This is a genomic window from Paenibacillus sp. FSL R7-0179, assembly GCF_038002265.1.
Taxonomy (GTDB): Bacteria; Bacillota; Bacilli; order Paenibacillales; family Paenibacillaceae; genus Paenibacillus_AQ.
Genome location: NZ_JBBOCC010000001.1, coordinates 3,373,936 through 3,399,493, shown reverse-complemented (window position 1 = coordinate 3,399,493; position 25,558 = coordinate 3,373,936). Strand labels below are relative to the sequence as shown.

At 54.5% G+C, this 25,558-nt stretch carries 19 protein-coding genes; 7 read left to right on the top strand and 12 right to left on the bottom strand.

Annotated features, from left to right (window positions below):
- Nucleotides 1-6: 6 nt before the first annotated feature.
- The 6 genes from MKX63_RS14815 to MKX63_RS14790 form a co-directional block, all read right to left on the bottom strand.
- Nucleotides 7-885, bottom strand: coding sequence for a carbohydrate ABC transporter permease (locus tag MKX63_RS14815; protein ID WP_341017963.1), 879 nt, complete (start codon nucleotides 883-885; stop codon nucleotides 7-9).
- 13 nt (nucleotides 886-898) lie between these two features.
- Complete coding sequence (locus MKX63_RS14810) at nucleotides 899-1,807, bottom strand: ABC transporter permease (RefSeq protein WP_341017962.1); 909 nt, start codon at nucleotides 1,805-1,807, stop codon at nucleotides 899-901.
- 87 nt (nucleotides 1,808-1,894) lie between these two features.
- On the bottom strand, nucleotides 1,895-3,490 hold the full coding sequence (locus tag MKX63_RS14805) for an extracellular solute-binding protein (RefSeq protein WP_341018659.1): 1,596 nt from the start codon (nucleotides 3,488-3,490) through the stop codon (nucleotides 1,895-1,897).
- 189 nt (nucleotides 3,491-3,679) lie between these two features.
- A complete protein-coding gene (locus MKX63_RS14800; protein WP_341017961.1) occupies nucleotides 3,680-5,962 on the bottom strand; it encodes an AraC family transcriptional regulator in 2,283 nt (760 codons plus the stop codon).
- Between the two features lie 207 nt (nucleotides 5,963-6,169).
- On the bottom strand, nucleotides 6,170-6,964 hold the full coding sequence (locus MKX63_RS14795) for a Nif3-like dinuclear metal center hexameric protein (RefSeq protein WP_341017960.1): 795 nt from the start codon (nucleotides 6,962-6,964) through the stop codon (nucleotides 6,170-6,172).
- Between the two features lie 91 nt (nucleotides 6,965-7,055).
- The gene (locus tag MKX63_RS14790) at nucleotides 7,056-9,140 is read right to left on the bottom strand and encodes an alpha-glucuronidase family glycosyl hydrolase (RefSeq protein WP_341017958.1); all 2,085 of its coding nucleotides are present in this window, start codon (nucleotides 9,138-9,140) and stop codon (nucleotides 7,056-7,058) included.
- Nucleotides 9,141-9,413: 273 nt separating this feature from the next.
- Here MKX63_RS14790 and MKX63_RS14785 point away from each other — a divergent pair, with 273 nt between their 5' ends.
- Nucleotides 9,414-10,319 (top strand): AraC family transcriptional regulator, encoded by a 906-nt coding sequence (locus tag MKX63_RS14785; RefSeq protein ID WP_341017956.1) that lies wholly within the window; start codon nucleotides 9,414-9,416, stop codon nucleotides 10,317-10,319.
- Between the two features lie 207 nt (nucleotides 10,320-10,526).
- On the opposite strand, the gene MKX63_RS14780 is transcribed toward MKX63_RS14785, so the two are convergent.
- The gene (locus MKX63_RS14780) at nucleotides 10,527-11,180 is read right to left on the bottom strand and encodes a GntR family transcriptional regulator (RefSeq protein WP_341017955.1); all 654 of its coding nucleotides are present in this window, start codon (nucleotides 11,178-11,180) and stop codon (nucleotides 10,527-10,529) included.
- Between the two features lie 225 nt (nucleotides 11,181-11,405).
- On the opposite strand from MKX63_RS14780, the gene uxuA reads away from it, so the two are divergent.
- From uxuA to MKX63_RS14760, 4 genes are all read left to right on the top strand, one after another.
- A complete protein-coding gene (uxuA, locus tag MKX63_RS14775; RefSeq protein ID WP_238650303.1) occupies nucleotides 11,406-12,482 on the top strand; it encodes a mannonate dehydratase in 1,077 nt (358 codons plus the stop codon).
- Complete coding sequence (locus tag MKX63_RS14770; RefSeq protein WP_341017953.1) at nucleotides 12,483-14,099, top strand: mannitol dehydrogenase family protein; 1,617 nt, start codon at nucleotides 12,483-12,485, stop codon at nucleotides 14,097-14,099. It abuts the gene before it with no gap.
- A gap of 294 nt (nucleotides 14,100-14,393) precedes the next feature.
- On the top strand, nucleotides 14,394-14,690 hold the full coding sequence (locus MKX63_RS14765) for a transposase (protein ID WP_341016938.1): 297 nt from the start codon (nucleotides 14,394-14,396) through the stop codon (nucleotides 14,688-14,690).
- On the top strand, nucleotides 14,576-15,559 hold the full coding sequence (locus tag MKX63_RS14760) for an IS3 family transposase (protein WP_341018601.1): 984 nt from the start codon (nucleotides 14,576-14,578) through the stop codon (nucleotides 15,557-15,559). Before MKX63_RS14765 ends, MKX63_RS14760 begins: the two co-directional genes overlap by 115 nt.
- Nucleotides 15,560-15,781: 222 nt before the next feature.
- Here the strand turns inward: MKX63_RS14760 and MKX63_RS14755 are convergent, their stop codons facing one another.
- The 3 genes from MKX63_RS14755 to MKX63_RS14745 all read right to left on the bottom strand — a co-directional run bounded on the left by MKX63_RS14755 (nucleotide 15,782) and on the right by MKX63_RS14745 (nucleotide 20,150).
- Nucleotides 15,782-17,365, bottom strand: coding sequence for a glycoside hydrolase family 43 protein (locus tag MKX63_RS14755; protein WP_341017952.1), 1,584 nt, complete (start codon nucleotides 17,363-17,365; stop codon nucleotides 15,782-15,784).
- Nucleotides 17,362-19,317, bottom strand: a complete 1,956-nt coding sequence (locus MKX63_RS14750; RefSeq protein ID WP_341018657.1) for a YjhG/YagF family D-xylonate dehydratase — start codon at nucleotides 19,315-19,317, stop codon at nucleotides 17,362-17,364. The genes MKX63_RS14755 and MKX63_RS14750 overlap by 4 nt, the downstream gene beginning before the upstream one ends.
- 74 nt (nucleotides 19,318-19,391) lie before the next feature.
- Nucleotides 19,392-20,150 carry an IclR family transcriptional regulator gene (locus MKX63_RS14745; RefSeq protein ID WP_341017950.1) on the bottom strand — a complete coding sequence of 253 codons (759 nt, stop codon included), beginning with the start codon at nucleotides 20,148-20,150 and terminating at the stop codon, nucleotides 19,392-19,394.
- Between the two features lie 96 nt (nucleotides 20,151-20,246).
- Here MKX63_RS14745 and MKX63_RS14740 point away from each other — a divergent pair, with 96 nt between their 5' ends.
- Both MKX63_RS14740 and MKX63_RS14735 read left to right on the top strand, forming a co-directional pair.
- On the top strand, nucleotides 20,247-21,161 hold the full coding sequence (locus MKX63_RS14740; RefSeq protein ID WP_341017948.1) for a dihydrodipicolinate synthase family protein: 915 nt from the start codon (nucleotides 20,247-20,249) through the stop codon (nucleotides 21,159-21,161).
- A 236-nt stretch (nucleotides 21,162-21,397) separates the two neighbouring features.
- Nucleotides 21,398-22,426, top strand: coding sequence for a CdaR family transcriptional regulator (locus MKX63_RS14735; RefSeq protein WP_341017946.1), 1,029 nt, complete (start codon nucleotides 21,398-21,400; stop codon nucleotides 22,424-22,426).
- A 535-nt stretch (nucleotides 22,427-22,961) separates the two neighbouring features.
- Here MKX63_RS14735 and MKX63_RS14730 read toward each other — a convergent pair.
- On the bottom strand, nucleotides 22,962-24,104 hold the full coding sequence (locus MKX63_RS14730) for a glycerate kinase family protein (protein ID WP_341017945.1): 1,143 nt from the start codon (nucleotides 24,102-24,104) through the stop codon (nucleotides 22,962-22,964).
- Between the two features lie 30 nt (nucleotides 24,105-24,134).
- Complete coding sequence (locus MKX63_RS14725; protein ID WP_341017944.1) at nucleotides 24,135-25,436, bottom strand: GntP family permease; 1,302 nt, start codon at nucleotides 25,434-25,436, stop codon at nucleotides 24,135-24,137.
- Nucleotides 25,437-25,558 lie beyond the last annotated feature (122 nt).

Here is a 25,558-nt window from a genome sequence, read left to right as displayed (position 1 = left end):
CATGCCTCATCCCTTCAATGCTCCAACCATTACGCCCTTGACGAAATACTTCTGCAGGAACGGATACAGCAGCAGGATCGGTGCTGTGCTTACGATGATTGCCGCATATTTCAGCGTTTCGGTCACATCACGGCTATGGAGCAGTGTTGTAGTCCCCAGCATGCTGGCATTATCATTCTCAAGAATGATGTTTCGGACCACGAGCTGGATCGGGAACAGGCTCTGGTCGCGCAGGAAAAGCATGGCGTTAAACCAGCTGTTCCAATGGCCTACGCCGTAATACAGAATCAGCACCGCAACTACCGGCATGGACAGCGGAATGAAGATGCGGAACAGAATGGTGAAATGGCCTGCACCGTCCAGGAAGGCGGACTCCTCCAGCTCCTTCGGTATCGCCATGAAATAAGTACGCATAATGATTAAGTTGAACGTACTGACCGCCGTTGGCAGAATCAGCGCCCACAAGCTGTCGAGCAGGCCATAGGATTTCACGATCAGGTAGAAAGGCACAAGTCCTCCCTGGAAGAACATCGTGAACACGATGAAGAACATAATCGGCTTTTGCAGCATAACCCCTTCTCTGGACAGGAAATAGGCGCCCAGGGCAGTAAGCGTCATATTAATGACAAGTCCTACCGCCAGGATGAACAGCGTATTCTTGAAGCCGCTCAGAATCACGGGGTTGTTCAGCACCGCCTTGTAAGCTGCCAGCGAGAAGCCTTGCGGCCACAGCAGGATACCGTCGAAGGAGACCAGCTGGTTCCCGTTGCTTAAGGAGGAGAACAAGATATATAGCATAGGATAGAGTGTAAGAATAATCATTAGAACCATAATAATAGAATTGCAGATATCGAAGATACGTTCGCCGGGCGACGTTTTAATCATAGGTGTGCACTCCTTACCAGAGACTGTTCTTGCTTGCGCGTTTACTGAATGAGTTGGCGAGCAGCAGAATGGTGAAATTGATGACGGAGTTGAACAGGCCTACCGCTGCACTGTAGCTGTAGCTGAATTCCAGAATCCCTTTCCGGTATACAAAAGTGGATATGACATCAGCCGTCTCATAAATACTGGCGCTGTATAACAGAATGATTTTCTCGAATCCGACATTCATAATATTTCCGAGCGCCAGAATCAGCATAATCATAATCGTCGGCAGGATACCGGGCAGGGTAACGTGGCGGATCTGCTGTACCTTGGTGGCTCCGTCTATTTTGGCTGCCTCATACTGCTGCTGGTCAATGCCGGTAATGGCCGCCAGATAGATGATTGTGCCCCAGCCGATCTGCTGCCAGATCTCACTGATGATATAAATGGGGCGGAACAATTCAGGCTGTTGCAGGAACGAAATCCGCGCCCCGCCAAAAAAGGCAATAACATCGTTGATCAAACCATCCGATAAAGTGAAATAACGCACGATTCCTGCTACCACCACGAGTGTTATAAAATGCGGCATATACGTAATCGTTTGCGTGATCCGGCGGAAAAGCGGGCTTTTCAATTCATTCAGCAGCAAGGCCAGAATAATGGGTGCGGGGAAACCGATCAGCAGATTGAAGAAGCTTAGCAGAACTGTGTTCTTAATGACACGGATGAAGTAGATACTGGAGAAAAAAGCTTCAAAATGCTTGAATCCGACCCATTCACTGCCCCAGATCCCTTCGGAAGGGACAAATTGCTTAAAGGCGATAATGGTCCCGTAGAGCGGAACATAGTGGAACAATACATAGTATAGGATGACTGGCAGCACCATCAGATACAGCCATTTATTACGCTGGATGTCTTTCCCCAGTCTGGTTTTAAGCATATTTCTCTCTCCTTTGCTGCAACTGCATGGTCTTAGGCCGGGGCTGCCGGTACCTGTTGTATGTGTTGCAGCCCCTGCCCGCCCAAATTAACGGTTCAGATAACGTTCATACGCCGCTTGTTGAATTTCCAGTGCGCGTTCGATACCGAGGTCCTTCATCTGCTGCACATATTTATCGTAATTGTCTACGGAATCAGTGCCCAGGATGATCTTGAGCTCGGCCTCTTTCACAAAAGCGTTAATGTCGTTCATAATACTGCTCATTTCATCTGCTTCTTCGGCAGTCGGTGTGACCGGAGGAAGCAGGTGGCTCTCATGATTGGTTCGTTTCCAGATGCCGATAGATTCGGTTGTAGCCGGATACTTCGCCGGCAGATTATTGTCCTGCTGAATCATCGGGAAGTTGGTGCCATGAGAATATTTGCCCATTACCTGGTCGCTGCCGAGGCCATCCGGGTTCTGCACCACAAGATCGGTATACGCGGGCTTTCCGTCTTTGAGCGTGTAGGTAGTGCCTTCAACCCCATAGGTATTCAGCATTTTGCCTTCTTCGGTAAAAGCGTAATCGAGCCAGCGCATAGCAGCCTCGATATTCTTGGTTGTCGCTGAGATCGCTGCCGAGCTTGTCCCCGCGTAGGCATTATCCAGCTGTCCGAACTCCGGAAGCCCGCCCTTGACGGCAGCCGGGTATGGAGCGGCCACGAAGTCGGCCTTCGGATCTGCTTCCTGTACGGCTGAATTATATTTCTCAATATAATACTGCCAGCCGATTGTTGCTCCACTGACATTAGAGGTCATTTTCTTATCCACTGTAGCTGAATCAATCGAGGCGAAATCCTTATCGATCAGGCCTTCTATGTACCACTGGCTCATCGTTTTCAGATATTCCTTATAGCCGGGCTCCAGATAGCCGTAGACTACTTTGCCGTCGTTGACGTAGAAGTTCCCCATCACACCGAAGGCTCCGGCGAATCCGCCGGTCCGTTCTCCCAGGAACATCGTGCGGAAGGTTACAGGGGAGGCCGCCTTTTTCTTCTCTTTAAAAGCAGTCAGTACGGTGTGCCATTCATCAATCGTCTCCGGGACACTGAGCTTCAGCTCATCAAGCCAATCCTTGCGGATAATCGGCCCGCCGTAGACCCGTCCGGCCTCCGAGCGGATGAACGGGAAGGCGTAGTAGGTGCCGTCATCCGTTTTAATCATTTTGTCGATTTCCGGATTCTCCTGAAGCGTTCTCTTCAGATTCGGCGCGTATTGATCCATGAGGTCATTGAGCTTCAGAATATACCCCTGCTCAACGGCTTTATCGGGACCGCCAGGGTATTGCAGCCAGGTATTTAGGAAGATATCCGGCAGATCGCCCGAGGCCAGCAGCAGACTGAATTTCTGATCGGTCATGGGGGTTCCGCCCAGCTGCTTGATGGCGATGCCTGTACGTTTCTCATATTCGTCATCGACCGGCAGCCGCTCCGGTGTGCCTCCCAGTTGTTCATTCATATAGGTCAGCTCTATTCCGCCTTTCATCGGATAAGCAAAAGCTGCTGCGGCTTCATTGGAAGCCGGGCCGTTCCCCGCAGGGTTGTTAGGGGTACTCTCATCATTTGCATTCTTGGAACTAGTGCAGCCGGCAGCCAGTATGGTGAAACCTAACAAAATGGCAAGCGGTTTGTGGAGCCTTTTCATTCCAGATAATTTGATCACTAGTATGACCTCCGTAATTTGTGTAGTTGACGACTTAATGCCTCTACAATGTATGCTGAATCTTGTATACAAACAATATTCAAAATGCGTAATTCATTGTCAAAAACGCAAAAGAAGGATAGATCCGCCCTGCTTCTATCCTCCTGTCAGGAAATTGTGTATTCTGTTTGTTTATTGCAGAGCTTTGAACCGCCCCGGCGTGATGCCTTCATACTTTTTGAATACCCGGATGAACGCACTGCTGCTGGAAAATCCTACACGGGAGGATATCTCCTCAATGGTGACGCCTTGCTGAAGCAGTTTCTTGGCTTCGGCTGTACGAACCTGACTGATGTAATCATGCAGTCCCTGCCCGCTCTGTTCTTTGAACAACCGTGATACATACTGCGGCGTGATCCCGAAATGGGCACCAATCATAGACACGCTAAGGTTGATATCCGCATAATGATCCTGCACATAGGCGGATACCTGGTCACCGATTCCAGAATTTGAAGCAAGCTTTTCCGAGGCTTGGCTGCAGGCCAGCTGGATCAGCTCGGTCAGCTCGTTACGGAAATCTGCACGCGTTGAGCAGGCCAGGAGCCTTTTCATCGGACGCCATTCTTCCCATAGCTTCGAGCGCTTCGTCTCCTGGGGGACTGCCTTCATAATAGAGCTGCTTAAATCAATCATGGCATATCTCACAAGCTCTATAGACACCTGGGAGCCGAAGAAGCGGCCCAGAATCTCCTCCACCATCGCTGCTGCCTTCCCGAAGTCACCGCTTTTGACCAGATTAATAAAAACAACCTCGTCATTGATCGTCAGGTAATAATCCGTCTGCTGCTGCTCAATATCCCCATACCAGACCGTCGTATTTTCCTCCAGCACCAGCCGGTATTCCTGAGCCTCCAGCGCCTGCAGATACCCCTGATGCAAACTTCCCATGCCCGAGAGCAGCTCACTGCCGGCCATGGCGATCTGCAAACCGTATTTCCGCTGAATGAACTCCAGGGTTTGGCTGAGCGCTTCTTCAATATCCTCTTTCCATCTGCCGGAACGCCCGGTATTAATGTTCATCACTGCCGCCAGCATACCATCCATCTCGGTGAAGCTCAGGACGTGATCCGGTCCGGTGAAATCCATAATGATATTGGATACAATGAAATTGGACAGGCTTGGCGAAGGCCCCTCTTCCCCGCCGGACTGAATATAGAATAGAAGCACCGCAAAATCCTCGGAATCCCACTGAAAATGATGCACTCTGGCCACTTCCTCCAGCGATAATCCGTTCTCCGCCTGCCCTCTGAGCAGCTGCGACAAGTAGTAGGTCTGGAGCACACGGAGCTGCTTGAACTGCCGGCTGTTCACATCATCCCTCTCCCGGATGGTAGCCAGTGCACTCTCCCGGATGAAGGAGAATTCATCCAGCAACCGCTGCGTCTGTTCATCGGCGGAGGGCGAGAACATATGGACCAGCTCGCGGACAGGATTATAGTTCTTGCGGGCAAAGTAAGAAATAACCACCGTCCCGATCAAAAAGCTGATGAACAGCCCAAGCAGGTTCAAATTGCGGATTTGCCGCGCTTTTTCCCAGAATACGCTTGAAGGAAATACGCTGATATACTTCCAGTTCGTGTTATCGGAATCAATGAAGGAGACCATGTTCTCCGTGCCGGCAATATCCTGGAAAGAAGTACCCGCCGTCTCACCGCCAGCCTCAGCGTCAGGCATTGGCTGCTGCGGAGAAGCCTCATTATTATGAAATAATACCTGATTATGATCATCGGTAATGTACACATCACCGTTATTTACCCAGTCTACGTTCTTCAGCATGCTATGAATCTTACTGCCGTTCAGCGGAAGAACCAGCATCCCCTTCTGTCCATTGCTTGCAGTGGCACTGGCGAAGGGCTTCATCATCACAACCTTCTGCTCCCAGCGCTTAAACTCAATGAACGGAAGGGAGGCTTCCCGCCCTGCGGTCTCACCGTTCAGCTGTGCCAGCCACTCCTGATAAGACAATCCGATCATCTTACTGTTCATTGCATAAAAGGTTTCACTGTCCGTATAGGTCTCATCCGTCAGCACACTGTCCAGACTGCTTGAATACAGATAGATTCCATCGATGAAATCATTGGCGGATTTGTATTTGCTGAGCTCCTGCCGGAGCTGATAGATCTGAAAGGGACTGTCCCTCTCTGTGCCAGGTGTGAGGGATAAGTATTTGTTCACACCGCTATGAATCGATAACTGCATCGCCAATTTCTCAGCTTGATTAATCTCGCTGTCTACCGTATTCTGCATCTGCTTAAGCATGGCGTTGCCTGCACGTTCAATCTCATATTCGACAATCTGTTTGGTCTGCAAATAGATGATAGCGCTAACAATAAGCGGGATAATCATGATTACTGAATAGGAGATGATCCATTTGAAGGCTACACTTCTGCTGAACCTCAGGTGCTTGTGCTTCATCTTCTACGCTCCTTACCTCATATAGAATTCCACTATATGATAGTTGTGCCCGGGGGGCAATCCGCAATATGAACCAGATCGTCAATTTGTAAACAAGTCCGGTATACCATGCCATCCGGCTGGACAAACAAAACCTCTTTGCCGGCAGAAGACCTAAGGGGAAAGCCATTATTCCCGGGTCTTCAACCTTCAAAGAGGCTGCGCTATCTATACAATTTGAAACACTGGCTGCTCCGGAATGAAGTGAACCGGCATCTCCGGGAAGCGCCTGCTCAGCCGCTCTGCCAGCAGCTTCATTCCCGGCGCTTCGCTCTCGGCATGGCCGAGCATGATGAGTGCCCTGTCCTTGCCCTGCCTGACCGCATCACGGATATACTCAGGCACCTCCCATTCGAAGCCTTCACCGGCGATGACCAGATCAAGCGACTCCTGCTCATACATCGGGATGACGGTACTGCCGTTCCCCCGGAAACCCACCAGCACCCCCACCCTGGAGCATGCAGCAGAGAGGTTCCCGGCAGCACGGACATAAGGGATATTCAGCTTCTGCTTCACATAAGCGGCCACTTCCGAAACGGTCATCTCAGGGATGGTGAGGATCGACACCTCAGGCAGATGCCGCTCCACATATGCGCCCCATTCCAGCTCCTGCAGCAGCCCTTCGACGATTCCGTCCAGCGTGTAACGGTGTATCGTGTCATGGAAGCGGTAGAGACTTATTCCGCTACGGGCAATGAGCTCAGACTTCTGCTGGCAGACGGAATCCTGCGGCAGCCCGTCCGGGTGATCCCGGTGGGTATAAAATACACCTTCATGCGTAATCACCAGGTTGGCGCCAAGCCGGACCGCCTGCTCCACTACATATTGTGAAGCGGCGAAGGCCGTCACGATTCCCTGCACTTCTGTTCCCGCAGCATCCGGTTCCAGCTTATCCACCGTATCCGCTGGCAGCTGTACCCCTGCATTCAAGTGCTCCATCACATCACTGAAAGTCAGTGCCATGAGATCTATTCCTCCTTGATATTAGCCAAATGAGTTCCTGGAGCAGGCTGTCAAAAGACAGGACAGAACCATCGGGTACTCAGACGCTTCCTTAGTGGATGGTCCGGCCTAATGCATCTGCAATTCCGCTCTTTCGGTAGAAATACGTATTAATCTGGTCACGCCATTCCTTGGCATGAGCCGCCTGCCCCTTAAGGCGTTCCTCCACCTGCGTGTACAGGCCGTCTGCGATGCTGCCCTCCAGTCCGCCCCAGGCGTCCAGCAGCCCTTCGGCACGCTCTGCACCTTCGAAATGCGTATCGTAGATATGCTGGATCACGGTTTTGCCGGAATGCAGTACATGAGTGTATGGCACATGGTGGAAGAACAGCAGCAGCTCATCCGGGCATTCCTCCAGCGAATCGTAACGCACGGCATTGCTGCCCATGTATTGCGCGCTGTAGCCTGTTCCGGTTGCTACGGTGCGGTCTACCCCGATGCCCTGGTGATCGGCATAATGGTAGGTTCCCCACATCGAATATTCATAGCCGTCCACATTCGGGCCGTAGTGATGCTCAGGATTGATCATCCAGCCCACGCCAAGCGGAGATGTGTAAGACTCGTAGATTTCCCATGAATCGAGCAGAATCCGGCCGATGACTCCAGCCACCGCAGTGTCTGTACCGAAGGTTAATGCGATCCACTCCGCCGCAATCTCCTCCGCACTCAGCTCGGGATTCCAGGCCAGCCGGCCGAAGCCGTACAGGTTGGCCTGGGCCAGCAGATGGCCGGTCCAGTTCCGGTCATTGCCCACATTGGATACCGCTGCAATCCCGCTCAGGCGGTTGCCCCACAGCGATCCGTCAACGATACGCTTTACCGGAGCCGGGCCGCCCTTCGCCTGTGTATCGAATTCCATGATCTCCTTCCACTGGGGAACAAGATAGCAGACATGGCGCTGCTGTCCGGTGTATTCCTGGGCGATCTGGAATTCAATCACATGGTTGGTGCGTTCCAGCGCTCCGAACAGCGGAGATACCGGCTCTCTGACCTGGAAATCCATCGGCCCGTTCTTGATCTGCAGAATGACATTATCATGGAACTGGCCGTCCAGCGGCTTGAAATGATCGTAGGCCGCTCTCGCCCGGTCGGTTTTGCGGTCACGCCAGTCCTGCTTGCAGTTGTATACAAAGCAGCGCCAGATCACAATGCCGCCGTAAGGCTCCAGGGCTTCCGCCAGCATGTTGGCTCCATCCGCATGATTCCGCCCGTAAGTGAACGGGCCGGGACGGTTCTCCGAATCGGCCTTGACCACGAAGCCGCCGAAATCGGGAATCGCGGCATAGATGTCAGCCGCTCTTGTCTTCCACCATTCCCGCACGCCTGCATCCAGCGGATCAGCGCTGCCGACTTCCCCTTCGTGCATAGGTCCGGCGAAGTTCACGCTCAGGTACAGGCGGATGCCATAGATGCGGAAAATATCGGCGATTCCCGCCACATCCGGCAGATAGGCAGAGATAAACAGCGTCTCCAGTGCATGAACGTTAACATTGTTGATTGCTAGCGCGTTGATGCCGGCGGTAGACATCAGCCGCGCATAGTCTGTAATCCGGTCCATATCCTTCGTGAACTGGTTATTCTCATACAGGAAGGATCTGCCGGAATAGCCGCGCTCCACACTGCCGTCGAAATTATCCCAGTGATTAATCATCCGCAGCGAATTCACAGGATTCACTACTTCATCCAGATTCTCAATGTCCTTGCCGCTGGCGATCAGGCGCAGAAGATGGAAGACGCCGTACAATACACCTGCCTGGGAGGAAGCCCCTACAGCAATGCATTTACGGGACTGGCTGGTACGGATGGCGAACCCTTCTGCTCCCACAGCTTGGACTTCCTTGTCATCGAACAAGCCCTGAATCAGCGGATGATTACCCGCGAAGGTGCCGAAGGCCACACCGAATGCTTCCGGCTGCGGCTTGGATACAACCTCAATGTCCAACAGCGAGGCAATGCCTCTTGTCCATTCCTGAAGTGCAGCCTGGATGGTCTCCCCGCCTTCTGTAACGGATACCGCTCCGCACCATTTCACATATTGCTTATATAGCGGGCCTTGTTGAAGCTTAGGATAGCTTAACCACGCATTGTATCCGCTGTCATATTGTGCAGCATACTCATTCCCGGATTGTTGTCTCATGTCCATATCTCCTCTGCATACATCTTGTATACTAGATTTCTTTCAGGTTCATCCTACCACGCAGCCGCAGCCCCGGAACATTGTCAAATCACGCTAATATTTACCCAAATCAAGCAGAATCCTGTATACTAATAACAAGTCGAAACGGCTTTGCCCTCCTTTTAAAGGACGGTACCGTTTCAGCGGGAAATATAAATTCTTATATTCCGGATAAAACAGGCACATCGCCTGAACATCTATCACGAGAACGCAAAGTATCAGGGGGCGATCCTATTGGTTGCAGCTTTTGAACCGCCGGTCCCGGGTCAAAGCCTTAGTGAAACTATCATCCCGGATGTGAAAACCACGCTCAACCTGTTCGGCATGCATCTGCGCAAGGTGAGCGGGGAATGGGATTATCCGCAGCACGCCCATCCCCAATATGAATTTAATTATGTGCTTGAAGGAGAGCAGCAGCTCACGGTCAACAACCACAGCTATCTCCAGCGCGCCGGGGATCTGGTCCTCTTGAGGCCGGGCGATATCCATTCCAGCCGCAGCGGAAACGGCGGTTCCTTTACCTATTTCTGCATCCATTTCGATATCGATGACAAGCTGTTCATTTCACTTCTCAGCCGGCTGAATCATGTATTGTTCACCTCAGAGAGCAATGTTGCCCACAGATTAGGACCGCTCCTCAGCCGGCTGGTGGAGATTTCCACCTCCGGCTCCGGCAGCATCACGATCTCCCAGCGCATGAGGCTGCAGTCCGCCGTCTTCGAGCTGTTCGCCCAGCTCTGGGAGGTCTTCTCCCTGGAGGCTGACAATTCTTCTCCGGGCACTTATGAGCGAATGGAGCTGGCCCACCAGATCCGCAGCCGCCTCCAGAGCCTGGTCTATCAGCAGTTCAAGCAGGAGGTGCCGTATGACAGCCATTATGGTGTTGACGATATCGCGGCTGAGCTGGGGATCAGCCCCTCACACTGTTACCGCGTCTTCCGTCAGGTCTTCGGCCTCTCCCCCCGCGTCTACCTGTCGGAGCAGATGCTGCATGAGGCCAAGGTGCTGCTGGATGACCATAGCCTTAGCGTCAGCCAGATATCAGGTCTGCTCGGCTACCGCGATATCGCCCATTTCAGCAGACAGTTCAAGCGCTGGAGCGGCCAGTCGCCGCGGGAATACCGCGAGGGCCGGAGCTAGGCAGAGTGCGAAGCCTCAACAACCTTATATCAAGTAGCAACGGCTTCGCCGTCCTTTTAAAGGACGGTACCGTTTCAGCGAGAAACAGAAGGATAAGTTATCGTGTGAAACATATAAGTTCTTATATTTTTAGTACAAGCCTGCCCTCATGGATGATGAAGGCGGGCTTGTTGCGCTATTGCGGGCGGGATTTGATAAAGTCCTGCCCTATTTTTTGATATACGTGGCAAAATGCTCCTGGAGGTTCTTGGAGTCGATATCCGCCCGCAGATGATGGTGCAGCAGCTCGTTGATCCCCGCGGTGTCGCCCTGCACGATATAATCCAGAAGCTGCTGATGCTCCTGCCGAATCGCCGTCAGCTTCTCGTCCTTCAGCATATGCAGCTTGCGGTAGCGGATGTAGTGCACATTGAACTGCTGGAGCACCCCCCACAGGAACTCACGTCCGGCTAAGCCGAACATCGTGCGGTGGAACTGGTCATCCAAGTGCAGGAATACCTCCGCCCCCTCCGCCTGCTCGATACACTTCTGCTGCTGCGTTAGGTTATCCCTCAGCTCATGCAGCCCTTTTAGCGGGATATTCCCGGCCAGCGACTTCATAATCTCCTTCTCCAGCACATTGCGCAGGTAGATAATCTGTTCCACGGACTCCAGGTCTATGTAGGATACGAGATTGCCTTTTTTGGGATAGATATCGACGTATTGCTCCAGGGACAGCTGCTTCAGCACATCACGGATCGGCGTCCGCGACAGCTGGAAGCGCTCGGACAGAGCCGTCTCACTGATCATCGCCCCCGGCTTCAGCTCAAGGGAGAGAATCTCCTTCTTGAGGTAGGCCATTATTTCTTTTTTGGAAGTCATGCATAGACCAACTTTCTGTTCGGGATTGTTCTTCCCCCCATTATATAGAAAAGGGATATGAATTTCATTGACAAAGATGTACGCATATTCTATGATCATTACGAATCAAACTTGTATACAAGATTATGCCACATGTAACGCTGGTTCTGTAAGATCAATTGTCACAAGGCTTCGGAAGGTTATCATTTGTATTTATGCTTATCTTACTTAAGGAGGAAAATGACAATGAATATGACTTGGAGATGGTACGGCGAGGGCAATGACAACATCACTCTTGACCACATCCGTCAAATCCCGGGCGTTATGGGTATCGTCTGGTCGCTGCACCACAAGGTGGCCGGTGAGGTCTGGGAGATGGAAGAAATCCAGAAGGTTGCCGATCAGATCACAGCCAAGGGCTTCAGCACAGCGGTGGTTGAAAGCGTCAACGTTCATGATGATATCAAAATCGGACTGCCGTCCCGCGACAAATATATTGACATCTATATCGATACAATCCGCAAGCTGGCCAAAGTCGGCGTTAAGGTGATCTGCTACAACTTCATGCCGGTATTCGACTGGACCCGTACCGAGCTGTATAAGGAGCTGCCGGACGGCTCAAATGCACTCTTTTATGAAAAGGCTGCCATTACCGATAATCCGCGCGAGATGGTAGACCGCATCCTGAAGGGTGCCGGACAATTCACCATGCCGGGCTGGGAGCCGGAACGCTTGGCCAAGCTGGATGAGCTGTTCGCGGCCTATGCTGACGTTACTGAGGATAAGCTGTTCGACAACCTGAAGTATTTCCTGGAGCGCATCATTCCGGTGTGTGAAGAAGTGGATATCAAAATGGCGATTCACCCTGACGATCCGGCCTGGCCGATCTTCGGACTGCCGCGCATTATCCGCAGCCGCGATACGATCCGCCGCTTCCTGGACATGGTGGACAGCCCGTATAACGGCCTGACCTTCTGCACCGGCTCGCTCGGAACGAACCCTGAGAATGATCTGCCGGCGATGATCCGCGAGTTCAGTGACCGGATTTATTTTGCCCATATCCGCAATGTGAAGGTGTTCGATAACGGCGACTTCATTGAAGTATCCCACCGCGGACGCGACGGCAGCGTAGATGTGGCTGAGGTTGTTAAGGCGTATCATGAGAGCGGCTTCACCGGTTATGTGCGTCCGGACCACGGCAGACATCTCTGGGGCGAGGAGAAAAATTGCCGTCCAGGCTATGGCCTCTACGACCGGGCGATGGGCATCATGTATCTGCTGGGCGTATGGGACAGCCTGGAGAATGTTAAGGGGGCCAAGTAAATGCTGAGTCTGAACAGAAGCAGCATTGTGGACCGGGAAGCTTGGGAAGCCGCAGGCGTTGAATTGCCGCAATTCGATTATGATGCGGTGGCGGCGAATACGCTGAAGAAGCCGGAGTGGGTTCACTTCGGAGCGGGAAATATCTTCAGAGGCTTCGTGGCGAATGCGCACCAGAAGCTGCTGGACAGCGGAAAGGCCGACACCGGCATTATCGCGGCCGAGACCTTTGACTTCGAGATGATTGATAAGGTCTACAAGCCTTATGACAATCTGACTCTATTGGTGCTGATGAATGCGGCGGGCGACTTCCAGAAGCGGATCGTCAGCAGCATTGTGGAAGGCATCACGGCAGATAAGACGCGGGAAGCGGATTACAGCCGGTTGACTGAGATTTTTGAGAATCCCAGCCTGCAGATGGCGAGCTTCACGATTACGGAGAAGGGCTATTCCCTGACCGGTCCTGATGGACAGTACCTTGGCATTGTACAGAAGGACATCGCCGGCGGGACGGAGCATCCGGTTCATGCGATGAGCATCGTGGCTTCCTTCGCCTACAAGCGTTACCTGAAGGGCCAGTACCCGATGACCTTCGTCAGCATGGATAATTGCTCGCATAACGGCGACAAGCTTAAGCAGGGCATGGTCACCATCGCCAAGGAATGGGCAGCGAAGGGCCATGTAGAAGAAGGTTTCGTAGCCTACCTGGAGGATGAGCAGAAGATCACCTTCCCGCTGTCCATGATCGACAAAATCACCCCGCGCCCGTCCGAATCCGTCCAGGCCGCATTGCTGGAGCAAGGCATCGGAGGCATGGATGTGATCGTCACCTCCAAGAACACGTACACCGCTCCCTTCGTTAATGCGGAGATCAGCGAGTATCTGGTCATTGAGGATAAGTTCACGAACGGACGTCCGGCGCTGGAGGAAGCCGGTATTATCTTCACGGACCGCGACACGGTTAACAACGTGGAGACGATGAAGGTAACCACCTGCCTCAACCCGCTGCATACGGCGCTGGCGGTCACCGGCTGTCTGCTCGGTTACACGCTTATCGCTGACGAGATGCAGGATGCCACGCTGCGCAAGCTCGTGGAAACCATCGGCTACAAGGAAGGCCTGCCGGTTGTCGTTGATCCGGGCATCCTGAGTCCGAAGCAGTTCCTGGACGAGGTGCTGCAGGAACGGTTCGCCAACCCGTTCATCCCTGATACTCCGCAGCGGATCGCTACGGATACCTCGCAGAAGGTCGGCATCCGCTTCGGCGAGACGATCAAGTCGTACATCCGCCGGGATGAGCTTGACCCTAGGGATTTGACTGCCATTCCGCTGGCGATTGCAGCGTGGTGCCGGTACCTGCTCGGCGTGAACGATGAAGGCGCAGCGTTCACGCTGAGCCCTGATCCGCTGCTGGAATCGCTGCAGGCGCGGCTTGAAGGCATTGCTCTGGGCGCGGATGCGGCTACGGCCGCTGGCGTGCGCGCGGTGCTGGAGGATCAGGCCATCTTCGGCGTAGACCTGTACGCTGCCGGACTGGGCGGGACTATTGAGGATATGTTCACCGCGATGGTGGCTGGTCCAGGCGCGGTCCGGGCTACACTGGAGAAGTACACCGCCTGAGTTGTGGGCGGGTGCGCGCGAACACGCGAACTTAAGTAGAAAGGCTAGGCTCTCCTTTAACAAGGAGGGCCTAGCCTTTTTTTGTATAGTGAGCGTCGAAAGGATGGCAGGTGGCGAGGAAGGACTCCTCATTTACTCGTTGAGCCAACTTTCCCGGGATTCAGGGGCACTTGTGCTCCTCATTCGCTCGTTGAGCCAACTTTCCCGGGATTCTGGGGCACTTGTGCTGTTAGTGTTAACCGTGGACACCCGTTAAGAGAATAGAGATAATGAGTTTAACGAGGAGGTGTCCGCATGAGTGGAACACGGAGAAGCTACAATGAAGAATACAAAAGACAGGCCGTAAAGTACATCCAGGAGCAGACGAAAACGGTGGCGGAATTGGCCCTGGAGCTGGATGTCCCCGCCAAAACGTTGCATAAATGGCTAGGTCAGTACCGGCAGTTTGAGAATGAGCCCATCATTACTCCAGACAAATACAGAGAGCTGGAACGTCAACTGAAGGAGCGGGAGCAAGAACTCGCAGACCTGACAGAGGAGATGGCCATCCTAAAAAAAGCCGTGCACATCTTCAGCAATCCAAAGAACTGAGATTTCGGTTTATTGAAGATCATCGCTCCGAGTTCCGCGTGGAGAAGATGTGCAGTGTCTTTCAGGTGTCCCGGAGCGGGTATTACAAATGGAGAACAGCGAAGCCCAGCCCTCAAGCCACTCGTAAAGCCTTGTTGCTAAAGCGGATTGCCTATCATTTTCACGACTCTAAGGGTCGCTATGGCAGCCCCAAAATCAAGGTTCTCCTAGTGCGTGAAGGGCACCAGGTCAGTGAACGCACGGTAGGCAAGTACATGAAAGAACTGGGGCTGCGCTCTTGTGTCGCAAAGAGATTTCGCGTATGCACCACCGACTCCAACCATCCGCTACCCATTGCCCCCAACTTGTTAAACCAGCAATTTCACACGGAAAAGCCGAACCAGACGTGGGTAGCGGATATCACCTACATTCCCTGCCGGGAAGGACGAATGTACTTGGCGAGCGTGTTGGACCTGTGTACCCGGGAGATTGTCGGCTGGCGGCTTAGCGACCGGATGACCACTGACCTCGTACAGGGCGCTCTGGACGCTGCCTACCAGGCCAAACGCCCCGGAAAGGGCTTGATTCACCATTCGGATCGAGGCTCCCAGTACGCCTCTGCAGACTACCGGGAACGCCTAAAGACGTACCAGATGACCGCAAGCATGAGCCGCAAAGGAAACTGTTATGATAACGCCTGTATCGAATCTTTTCACAGCCTCTTAAAAAAAGAGTTGGTGTACTGGAATCGATTTAAAACGAAGCAACAGGCGTATGATGCCATTTTCCAGTACATTGAATTTTTCTACAACCGTAAACGAATCCATGGGGCACTGGGGTACGTTTCTCCGGTTCAGTTTGCAGCCACATTTAAGCGAAAAACGTTGTAGGTTTTGTCTACTTTCTTGACAGGAGTCCATTTATCCCCTTCATTTCCTCCTCCCGCCCTCTTTTGGCGGATTCAAAGGGATTTATCCCCTTCATTTCCTCCTCCCGCTCACTTTCGGCGAATTCAAAGGGATTTATCCCTTTCAATTGTTCATTGCCCTAGTTTCCCTTTCAGCCTTAGCCTTATGGCAACATCATTTTCGATGTTACAGCTATAGGCTACTTTACTCTTGCTCCAGATACTCAAAGTAATCAAAATCAGCCGGATGCAGCGTGCCGCTGAGGTCCTGGGCGCACATGCCGATGAAGGTGCCGGTAAACCGGATATAGGCCGGGAAATCATCGGACAGATGGTAGATTTCCAGAGCCGGGCCGATCTTCTCCCAATCGGAGCCGCCGGTGCTGTAATAGAACTGGGCCAATTCGCCGTCAATGACGACCTTGAGCGCTACACTTGCTCCGGGAGGCAGCGGTACTTCAGGCGTCAAGGTGTCTTCATAGACTCCATCCTTGGAGCGGATGAGTCCCAGGGTTCGGCCAAGGACTTCATCGTGCGTGATCCGCAGATAGAGGTAATCCATCGTATCGTAATAGACGATCAGGCCGGCCATCTGCTGGAAATGCTGCGGCTCGAAGTCCACCGAGGTCTCCGCGCTGCAACGGAAGGCCTGCTGGCGCAGGGCAACCAGGCTCTGGCGGTGCATGGAGCTCATCGATTCCCTGCCACGCAGGCGCAGATAGCCGGGACGCTCCTGGAGCGAGAGCCAGGTTTCATCGGCCGGCACGCGTAGTGTGCTCCAGCGGACATCCAGCTGCGGAGCGTCGAAGTCGTCGCGCGGAGCGGCTGGCGCAAAAGGATGCGCCGGAAGATCCGGGCCTTCCACCGTCAGCGATGGAGCATTTCCGCCCCCGGACAAGGCCAGCCAGCCGTCTGCTGTAAATTCAACGCGCTGAATCGCCGTCTCCCGGCCTAGGTTGCAGTACTTGTCCGTAACCGGACGGCCGCACAGATGCACCATGTACCATTCGCCGGTCTGCGTCTCTACCAGGCTGGCATGGCCTGCTTTTTGCAGCGCAAGCCCGGGGTGTCCTGCAGAGGTCAGCAGCGGATTAACGGGAGCGGTCTCGTAAGGACCTTCAATCTGCTTCGCGCGGGCTACCGTTACCGCATGATCATACTGCGTACCGCCCTCAGCAGTAATCAGATAATACCAGCCGTCCTTCCGGTACAGGTGCGGGCCTTCGGTCAGCTTCAGCTCCGTCCCTTTGTAGATGTTAGTAACCGGGCCGATCAGGCGCTGCTCCTCCACCGAATATTCCTGGAGCACAATCCCGGCGAAGCTGTTGCGGCCGGTGCGGTGATCCCACAGCATATTGACCAGCCATTTACGCCCGTCCTCGTCATGGAACAGCGAGGGGTCGAAGCCGCTACTATTTAGATAGACTGGCTCGGACCAGGGGCCTTCAATATTCTCGGCCGTCACCAGATAGTTAGGCGTATCCTTGAAAGCTCCCTGACGGCTTTTGACATCGGTATAGATCAGATAAAAGAGTCCATTGTCGTACGTGAGACAAGGTGCCCAGATGCCGCCGGAATCGGGGTCCCCCTCCATATTGAGCTGCGAGCTGCGGGTCAGCGCATAAGTCAGCGGCCGCCAGTTCACGAGATCGCGCGAATGATGAATCCGCACGCCGGGGAACCACTCAAAGGTTGAAGTAGCAATGTAATAGTCATCTCCAGCCCGGCAGATCGACGGGTCGGGATGAAATCCGCGCAGAATGGGATTATGAATCAGATTTCGGCTCATAGTTTCTCCTCCAATGCTTGCCGTCCTGCTTCCAGTAAGGCAATGATTTTATCAGTGTCGTAGATACAGCCCTTCCAGGTTCCGCCGCTGGCCGCCTGCAGAGCAGCCCACAGCCGGGTATCCTCCGGCAAGCCCGGGTCTACCGCCAGGCCCGGATGAGGTGTCCGCGAAGCCAGAATCAGCGTCCCCGCTTCCTTGGTCAGCGGCTCATTCCCCTCACCGACCAGATTCACGCTTCCTTCCAGATTCACAGTATCAATCCGCACCTCCACCCAGTCATTATCACGAAGCTTGCCAAGCGGGCCACCCGCCAGTGCCTCCGGCCCCATATGGCCGATGCAGGCACCTGTGGAGACGCCGGAGAAGCGGGCATCCGTGATCAGCGTGACATATTTGCCGTACGGCAGATGCTTGAGCGCCGAGGTGAGCTGGTAAGTCTCCTCCATCCCGGTTCCGCTCGGTCCACGGCCGATGACAGCCAGAATATCCCCCGCTTGAACCATACCCAGCTTGATGCTGCGGATGGCGGCTCTCTCTGTGGTGAACACCTTCACTCGCCCGGTATGGCGATAGACGCCCTCGCTGTCCAGAACGGCAGGATCAATGGCTGCCGATTTGATAACTGCACCTTCGGGGCAGAGATTGCCGATAGGGAACGTCATCGTAGACGCCATGCCCTGGCGTTTAGCCTCTTCCGGACTCATGATCACGGAATCCGGGTCTACGCCATCCGCTTCCAGCAGCCGCTGCCGCAGCTCCGTCCGGCGCTGCGAGCTCTCCCACCAGTCCAGATTCTCGCCCAGTGTGCGCCCGGTTACCGTCAGCACGGACTCATCAATCAGCCCCAGCTTCCGCAGATGCAGCATAACTTCAGGAACTCCCCCTGCGAGGAACACCCGGATGGTCGGATGCGGTACCGGACCATTCGGCAGCACGCTGACGAGGCGCGGAACCATCCGGTTCACCCGGTTCCAGTCCTCAACGGTCGGAACCTTCAGCCCGGCGGCATGGGCGATGGCCGGCAGATGCAGCAGCAGATTCGTAGAGCCGCCGAAGGCAGCGTGCAGCACCATGGCATTCTGGATCGACTGATCTGTCAGAATGTCACTCATCACGATTCCGTTCTGATCCAGATGCTGAAGGGCCCGGGCCGACTGGCGGCCGATGTTCTTCCAGATCGGCTGCCCCGAAGGAGACAGGGCCGAATGCGGCAGCGCCATGCCAAGTGCCTCCGCAATCACCTGGGCGGTTGCGGCGGTGCCGAGGAACTGACAGCCGCCGCCCGGCGTCGCACAGGCCCGGCAGCCGAGATCTGCCGCTTCCTCCAGGGACAGCTCCCCGTTGCTGTAGCGCGCCCCGATGCTCTGCACCTTACCTGCGTCCTCTCCCTCTATAGGAGGCAGGGTCACGCCGCCGGGCACGATGATGCCCGGCAGCTTGTGCATGCCGGCAAGGGCCAGCAGCATGGCGGGCAGTCCTTTGTCGCAGGTCGCTACGCCAAGCACGCCCTTACGTGTGGGGAGTGAACGGATCAGCCGCCGCAGCACGATGGCCGCATCATTGCGGTAAGGGAGGGAATCGAACATGCCTGTGGTTCCCTGGGACCTGCCGTCACAGGGATCGCTGACATAACCGGCGAACGGAATCCCCTCATTTGCGGTAAGCTCCTCCGCGATCTCTTCCATCATCACACCGATCTCCCAGTGACCGGTATGGTATCCGAGCGCCAGCGGAGTGCCGTCCTCACGCCGGATGCCGCCCATCGTTCCGAGAATCAGATACTGGGGCCGGTTCAGCAGCAGCGGATTCCAGCCCATGCCCGCATTCTGGGTCATGCCAAAAATCTCTCCGCTCGGCGCATTCCGCAGCACCTCCCCGGTGATCGGCAGCTGGCCTGCCGGCCCTTCTGCAGCGGTATGTACCGGAACAGCTTCAATGATGTCTTCCTTCATAATCTCTTGTACGGTCAATTTCACAGTAACCCCTTCTCTCCCTCAGTATGAATGATCTTGCCCGGATGCCTAAGCTAAGACAACGAGAGCTTCCCTGCCAGTGCCTTTACCTCCCGCAGCGCAATCTCCCGCTTCGCCTCGAATGCATGCTGAAGCATCGAGGTGCTGACAGCGGCAACTGCCTTGCCTGAGGCATCCAGAACCGGCGCTGCGGCGCAGCTGATGCCTTGGATAATCTCCTCCTGATCCAGCGCATAGCCGGTCTTACGGATCGCAGCCAAGGCTGCAGTGAACTTAGACCAGTCTGTGAGCGTGCGGGCAGTGACGGCAGGCAGCATTTTATCGGGATAACGCCGTTCCAGCTCACCCTCCGGCAGCAGCGCCAGCATCATCTTGCCCATCGCCGTCGCATATGCCGGAAACCGCATACCGGGGCTGGACTCCAGCCTTACCAGAGACTGCCCCTCCTGCTTGGCCAGGTAAATAATCTCATCGCGGTCCAGCACCGACAGCTGAAAGGTCTCGCCCACCGCCCCGACACTCTGCACCGACTCTGCCAGAAACCGCTCTACCAGATTCATATTCTGCTTAAGCGAATCATTGTAGACGGTATTATAGTAGGAGATCCCGGCGCCAAGCACATACCTCTCGCCCGCATCCTTCACCACCCACCCCAGAGTCTCCATTGTGCGCAGCAGCGAGAACATCGAGCTTTTGTTAATGCCGGTCTCCTCGCAAAGATCTGTCATTTTGAGCGCTCCGGTCTGTCTTGAGATGGCCTTAAGAATCAGATCTGCCCGTTCCAATGCCGGAACCCAGTACTTCTGGTCCACACCTTCATTCCCCTCTCATAAATCCATTGATTAAGCCTTTCAAGTTCACTATAATAATCATATGTTTATAATAACAAACCAGGAGGCAAAAATAAAATGAAACTTAGCCACCCGAATGCAGGTGTCATTCCTCCCGTCCCGACGATTCTGGATTCCGCCGGTAAATTCGACCGTGACGGAATGAAGCTGCTGATCGACAGCCTGATCGCCAAAGGGGTTCACGGTCTATTCTTCCTTGGAACAGCCGGAGAATTCACCCTGTTCACCGCAGAGCAGCGTGAAGAGATCGCAGAGCTATGCCTGGAGTATACGAATGGCCGTCTTCCAGCCTGGATTGGCACTGGCAGCAATACGGCCCCTGAGACCCTCCGGCTCTCCCGTCATGCCGCTGAACATGGAGCTACCGGCATCGTCATTATGAATCCGTATTACTACAAGCTGAGCGGGGACGCCCTGTTTGCGCATTATGCTGCTGTTCTGGAAGCCGTCGATGTACCGCTCATGCTGTATAACTTCCCGGCCATGACCGGCCAGGATCTGACTCCGGCCTTCGTGGCCCGCCTGGCCGCACATTATCCGAATGTACTCGGCATCAAGGATACCGTGGACCAGCTTAGCCACATCCGCCAGATGATCATGCAGGTCAAGGCGGTCAGCCCGGACTTCTCCGTCTTCTGCGGCTTCGACGAATATTTGCTGCCTACACTGGCTGCCGGTGGAGACGGTGCGATTGCTGCCAGTGCGAACTTCGCTCCACAGCTGATGCTTGGCGTGTATGACAGCTTCAAAAAGGGAGATCTGGCAGGCGTCCTTCAGTTCAACCGGCAGATCGTTGAAATTCCGGCACTCTATGCCATCGATGACCCGTTCATCGCTTCGATCAAGGAAGCTGTCCGCTTGTCCGGTGTTCCGGTATCCACCTTCAGCCTGGCTTCGCCTGGGGTATGGAGCGCAGAGCATGAGGAGAAGCTGAAGCTTATATTCAGCCGGGCGGGTATTGCCCAAGGGTAAGCGATATTTATAGTGCGGACCCATCCATTCTTATTTCTCAAGGTCCTACCGCCCTTCAAGGTCAGCCCAAGTCTGGGCTGGCTTTTTTGGTGCCGGGTGGTACTTCGTGCTACGGCTAGTGATGTTCCTCCTTTCTTCGCTGTGAAGGTTGGTCTATAATTTTGTTCAGATGCACAACGAGTGATTAAGAGGCAGTATAGGGCGGTTACCCGCTCAAGAGGAGGAGGGAGTTCCGGTTGTTTCAGCTATCGGAGAAGCAGGCTCAGGAGATTGTAGACAAGATGATGATGGATATCCCCTATAACATCAACATCATGAACGATCAGGGAATCATCATCGGCAGCGGACATAAGGCAAGGGTCGGCACCGTTCATCAGGGGGCTGTCGAAGCGCTGTCCACCGGGCATAGGGTCGAAGTCATGGAGGACGGGCGATATGAGAAAAAGGGCACCAACGAACCGATTGTCATCGGCAATACCCGCGTAGGTGTAATCGGAATCTCCGGCAGCCCGGAAGAGGTCCGCCCCTTCTGCAATATCGTGAGGACCACGGTATCGCTGCTCATTGAGCAAAGAAACACGCTGGAGCATCTGGCCAGCGAGGCCAACCGCAAGAAGGCGCTGCTGGAGATGCTTCTTAACCATCAGGGAGCTTACTCCCAGAAGCTGCGAAAAGAAGCGGCGGCCTATCAGATCGACCTTCTGCAGAAGACCACCGTGCTGTATCTCAAGCATGTGCAGCCGGAGCTGGATGAGACAAAGCTTTTGTTCCTGCATCCGTCCTTCCAGCTTGATGGGGATACATGGGTAATCCTGGTCCAGAACCGGCCGGACTGCAGCCGGCTGATTGCGGAGCTGCTGCACAATCAGCCGCAGCTCCTGCTGGCTTCGGGCCGGCTGGAGGCCAGTATCGCAGAGGGCTACCGTCAGGCCAAAGCTGCCCTCGGTGTTATTCTGGCACTCCGCCCTGCTGCGCAATCGATCCGCTACGAGGATGCGGAATTCCTGGTAAAGCTCAGTCAGGCGAAGCTGTCAGACAAGCCCGGCACGGCGATGAAGCTGGAGGATACCGCCGATCTGCTGGAGACGCTCCGCAGCTTCATCAATCACAATTGCAGTGTCTCGCAGACGGCTGAGCAGCTGAACATCCACCGCAATACGCTGCAATACCGCCTGAAGCGGATCGGGAGCATCACCGGCAAGGACCCGAGAAACCTGCTGCAGCTCTTCGAGCTTACGCATGAGCTGCTGGCGCTGTATAAGTAGCTTGTGGCGGGGATTGCGGAGATGCTGGGACGGAGTACGAATGGACGTCGGGGCAGACATTGAGGCGGAAGGAGCCGCGTAGCAGATCTGTTCAAGAGGAAGACGGGGCGCACTTCCGATAGGTAGCGTAGACGCGAGGAAGTAAGGTGGGGTTACAGAACAAGTTCCCCAGTGGGCACGCATGAGGGACAATGAAGGTAACACTAACTTGCTTCCGGCTAACTTTACGCGCTTATCGCATGACGCTAGGTGGATTAGGTACATCTAATTTTCGGCTGATTGACAAGCTGGGGAATTTAATTGGAAAAAGGGCATTTAATTCAGCCCAGCTCCCGCCAAATGCAGGTTTCCGGCTCAGCAGTTGTACTTTTTCCATCTAAAATCCCCAAATGTGCGGATTAGTGAGAATTAAATGCTCTTTTTCCACTTCTTTCATCCATATGGCCGATGCGGCTACGCCTCCATCCGTTCAACCACACAACACAAAACTATGGCCCCGGGGAAATCTTATTCCCGGGGCCATAGTTTGCACATTCTATTCAGCCAGCTTCAGCAGCCTGGCGATATTCTCGCAGGTCCGCTCGACATTGGCGGGGCCGTCAGCCAGCAGCTTCTCCAGGCTGGATGCGCCCGGCACAATGCCGAATACGGCATCGATGCCTTCGGCATACAGCGTATCAATCCCTTCGCCGATATAACCGGCCAGGGCGATCACTTTCTTGCCGCCAGCCTTGGCGGTGCGGGCGACGCCGTATGGTGTTTTGCCGAATTTGGTCTGGAAGTCAATTCCGCCTTCACCGGTGAAGACGAAGTCCGCCTGCTCCAGCTTCTGCTGGAGAGCAGTGTATTCGATGACGATCTCAATCCCCTTCTGCAGCGTTGCCTGCGTGAAGATCATCAGGCCCGCGCCCAGTCCCCCTGCTGCACCGGCTCCAGGCAGATCGCACACATCCTTGTGCAACTGCTGCTTCACCACCGCCGCATAATGGGCGAGATTGGCGTCAAGCTGCCGGACCATGTCAGGGGTGGCTCCTTTTTGCGGACCAAAGACCGCCGAAGCCCCCTGCTCGCCGCATAACGGGTTCGTCACATCGCAGGCAACGATGAGCTGAACCTGCTGCAGTCTCACATCAAGCCTGCTAACGTCAACACTGGCCAGCTGCCCCAGGCTGCCGCCGCCGCGCGGAAGTAAGTTCCCCGCCTCATCCAGGAATCTAGCGCCGAGCGCTTCGGCCATGCCGGCACCGCCGTCATTGGTGGCGCTGCCGCCGATGCCGATGATGATTTTGCGGATGCCCCGGTTCAGACATTCCAGAATCAGCTCGCCCGTCCCGTAAGTTGTGGTAATCAGCGGATTGCGCTCGGCCTTGTCCACCAGTTGAATGCCGCTGGCCGAAGCCATCTCGATCGCCGCCGTCTGCCCGTCGCCGAGAATTCCGAATTTGGCCATAACCGGCCCGCCCAGCGGCCCTGTTACCTCTTTATCGTGAATCTCTCCGCCGGAAGCATCGACAAGGGACTGTACGGTCCCCTCCCCGCCGTCCGCCATCGGAACATGGATGTAGGTTGCTTCTGGGTATATCTTGCGGAGCCCGGCCTCCATCGCTGTACATACTTCTTTCGCGGTCATGCTCTCCTTGAAGGAATCCGGCGCCAGTACAAAGGTTCTCTCTCTCATTTCTACACCTCATCTATCCTAATTTAATTATTATAGTAAAAATCCGTATACGATTGTAGCCACAACCGTCATCGTGCCGCCAACGATGGCCTCATACGGGATGAGCCCCATACGCTGCTTGATCGACATTTTCATACTGTCCGCCGTGACATGGAAGTAAGTGCCCTGCGGCAGCGAGTCGATGACCGTAGCTCCGGTATGAACCATCACAGCGGCAGCGAGCGGAGCCGTACCCATATTCAGAATGGCCTGCCCGAAGGAGCCTGTAGCGACAATAACACCCGTGGAGGTTGAGGCGGTAGCCGCAGCCATCAGTATCCCGGAAATCGGGGCCAGGAACGTACCGGAAATGCCGGACAGCTCAATCAGATGAACCACCTGGGCGGACAGATCGGAAGCCGAGATCAGACCGGCGATGCCGCCTGCCCCGATCAGGATCAGGACGGTTGCGGTCATTTTGCTAAGGCCGGAGGATGTATATTGCAGCACCTTGTTGCCTTGCCCCATCGCCAGCATCCCGATAATCCCCGCCAGCGGCAGAATGTATAGCGCATCCACCTTAAGCTTGGTGAGCGCTTCGATCCCGGAGATGGAGCCGATCGGGTTAATCATGAGCAGGACGATGGCCACCAGAGGAGCTACAATAGCTCTGCTGAGCGGCGGGTAAGCGGCAGTATTCGCGTTGTCTGTCCCGTTCGCAGCTTCCGCCGGGGTGACCATGACACCTTTTTTCTTCAGCAGAGTGGCTAAGATAACGGTTACAATTAACCCGCAGATGGCCGGAATCACGCCCGCCAGCATGACATTGCTCAGATCAAGATCAAAGCCGCGTGCAGCAGCAATCGTATTCGGATTGGGCGAGATGATGTTCCCTGCCTTGCCTCCGCCCGACAATGCCAGCAGCAGCGCCAGCTTCGAGATCCCCATTTTGTTACCTACGGATAAGGCAATCGGAGCCACAATCAATACTGCTACCGGGATGAATACGCCCATCGCCGTAATAACCATCGTTGCCAGCGCGAGTGCCAGAATGGCCTTGCTTCCGCCGAACTTTTTCACAATCGCCTGGGCTATGGCTTCCGCCGCTCCCGACTCCATCATCACACCAGCGAGCACACCGGCGGCCAGCACCCGCAGCACCGTGCCCATTACACTTTGTGTACCGCTTACAAGAACGCTTACCGTCTGTTCGAGATTGGCTCCGCCGATCAGCGCCCCTACAATGGCACCCAGGAAGAGAGCGTAGACCGGATTCAATTTTCTAAGAATCAGAATAATGGCAATTGCCAGTCCTGCAAGCGCTCCATACCAACCAATGATTAATCCTTCCATTTCAAAGTTCCCCCTAACAACTTGTTGAACACGCTCTCATTATAAGGTCTCCGGGGAGGAAAAGAATATTGATGAACGGACGAAATGCATTGTGCAAGTGACCAATGGATTAGGGGGTATAC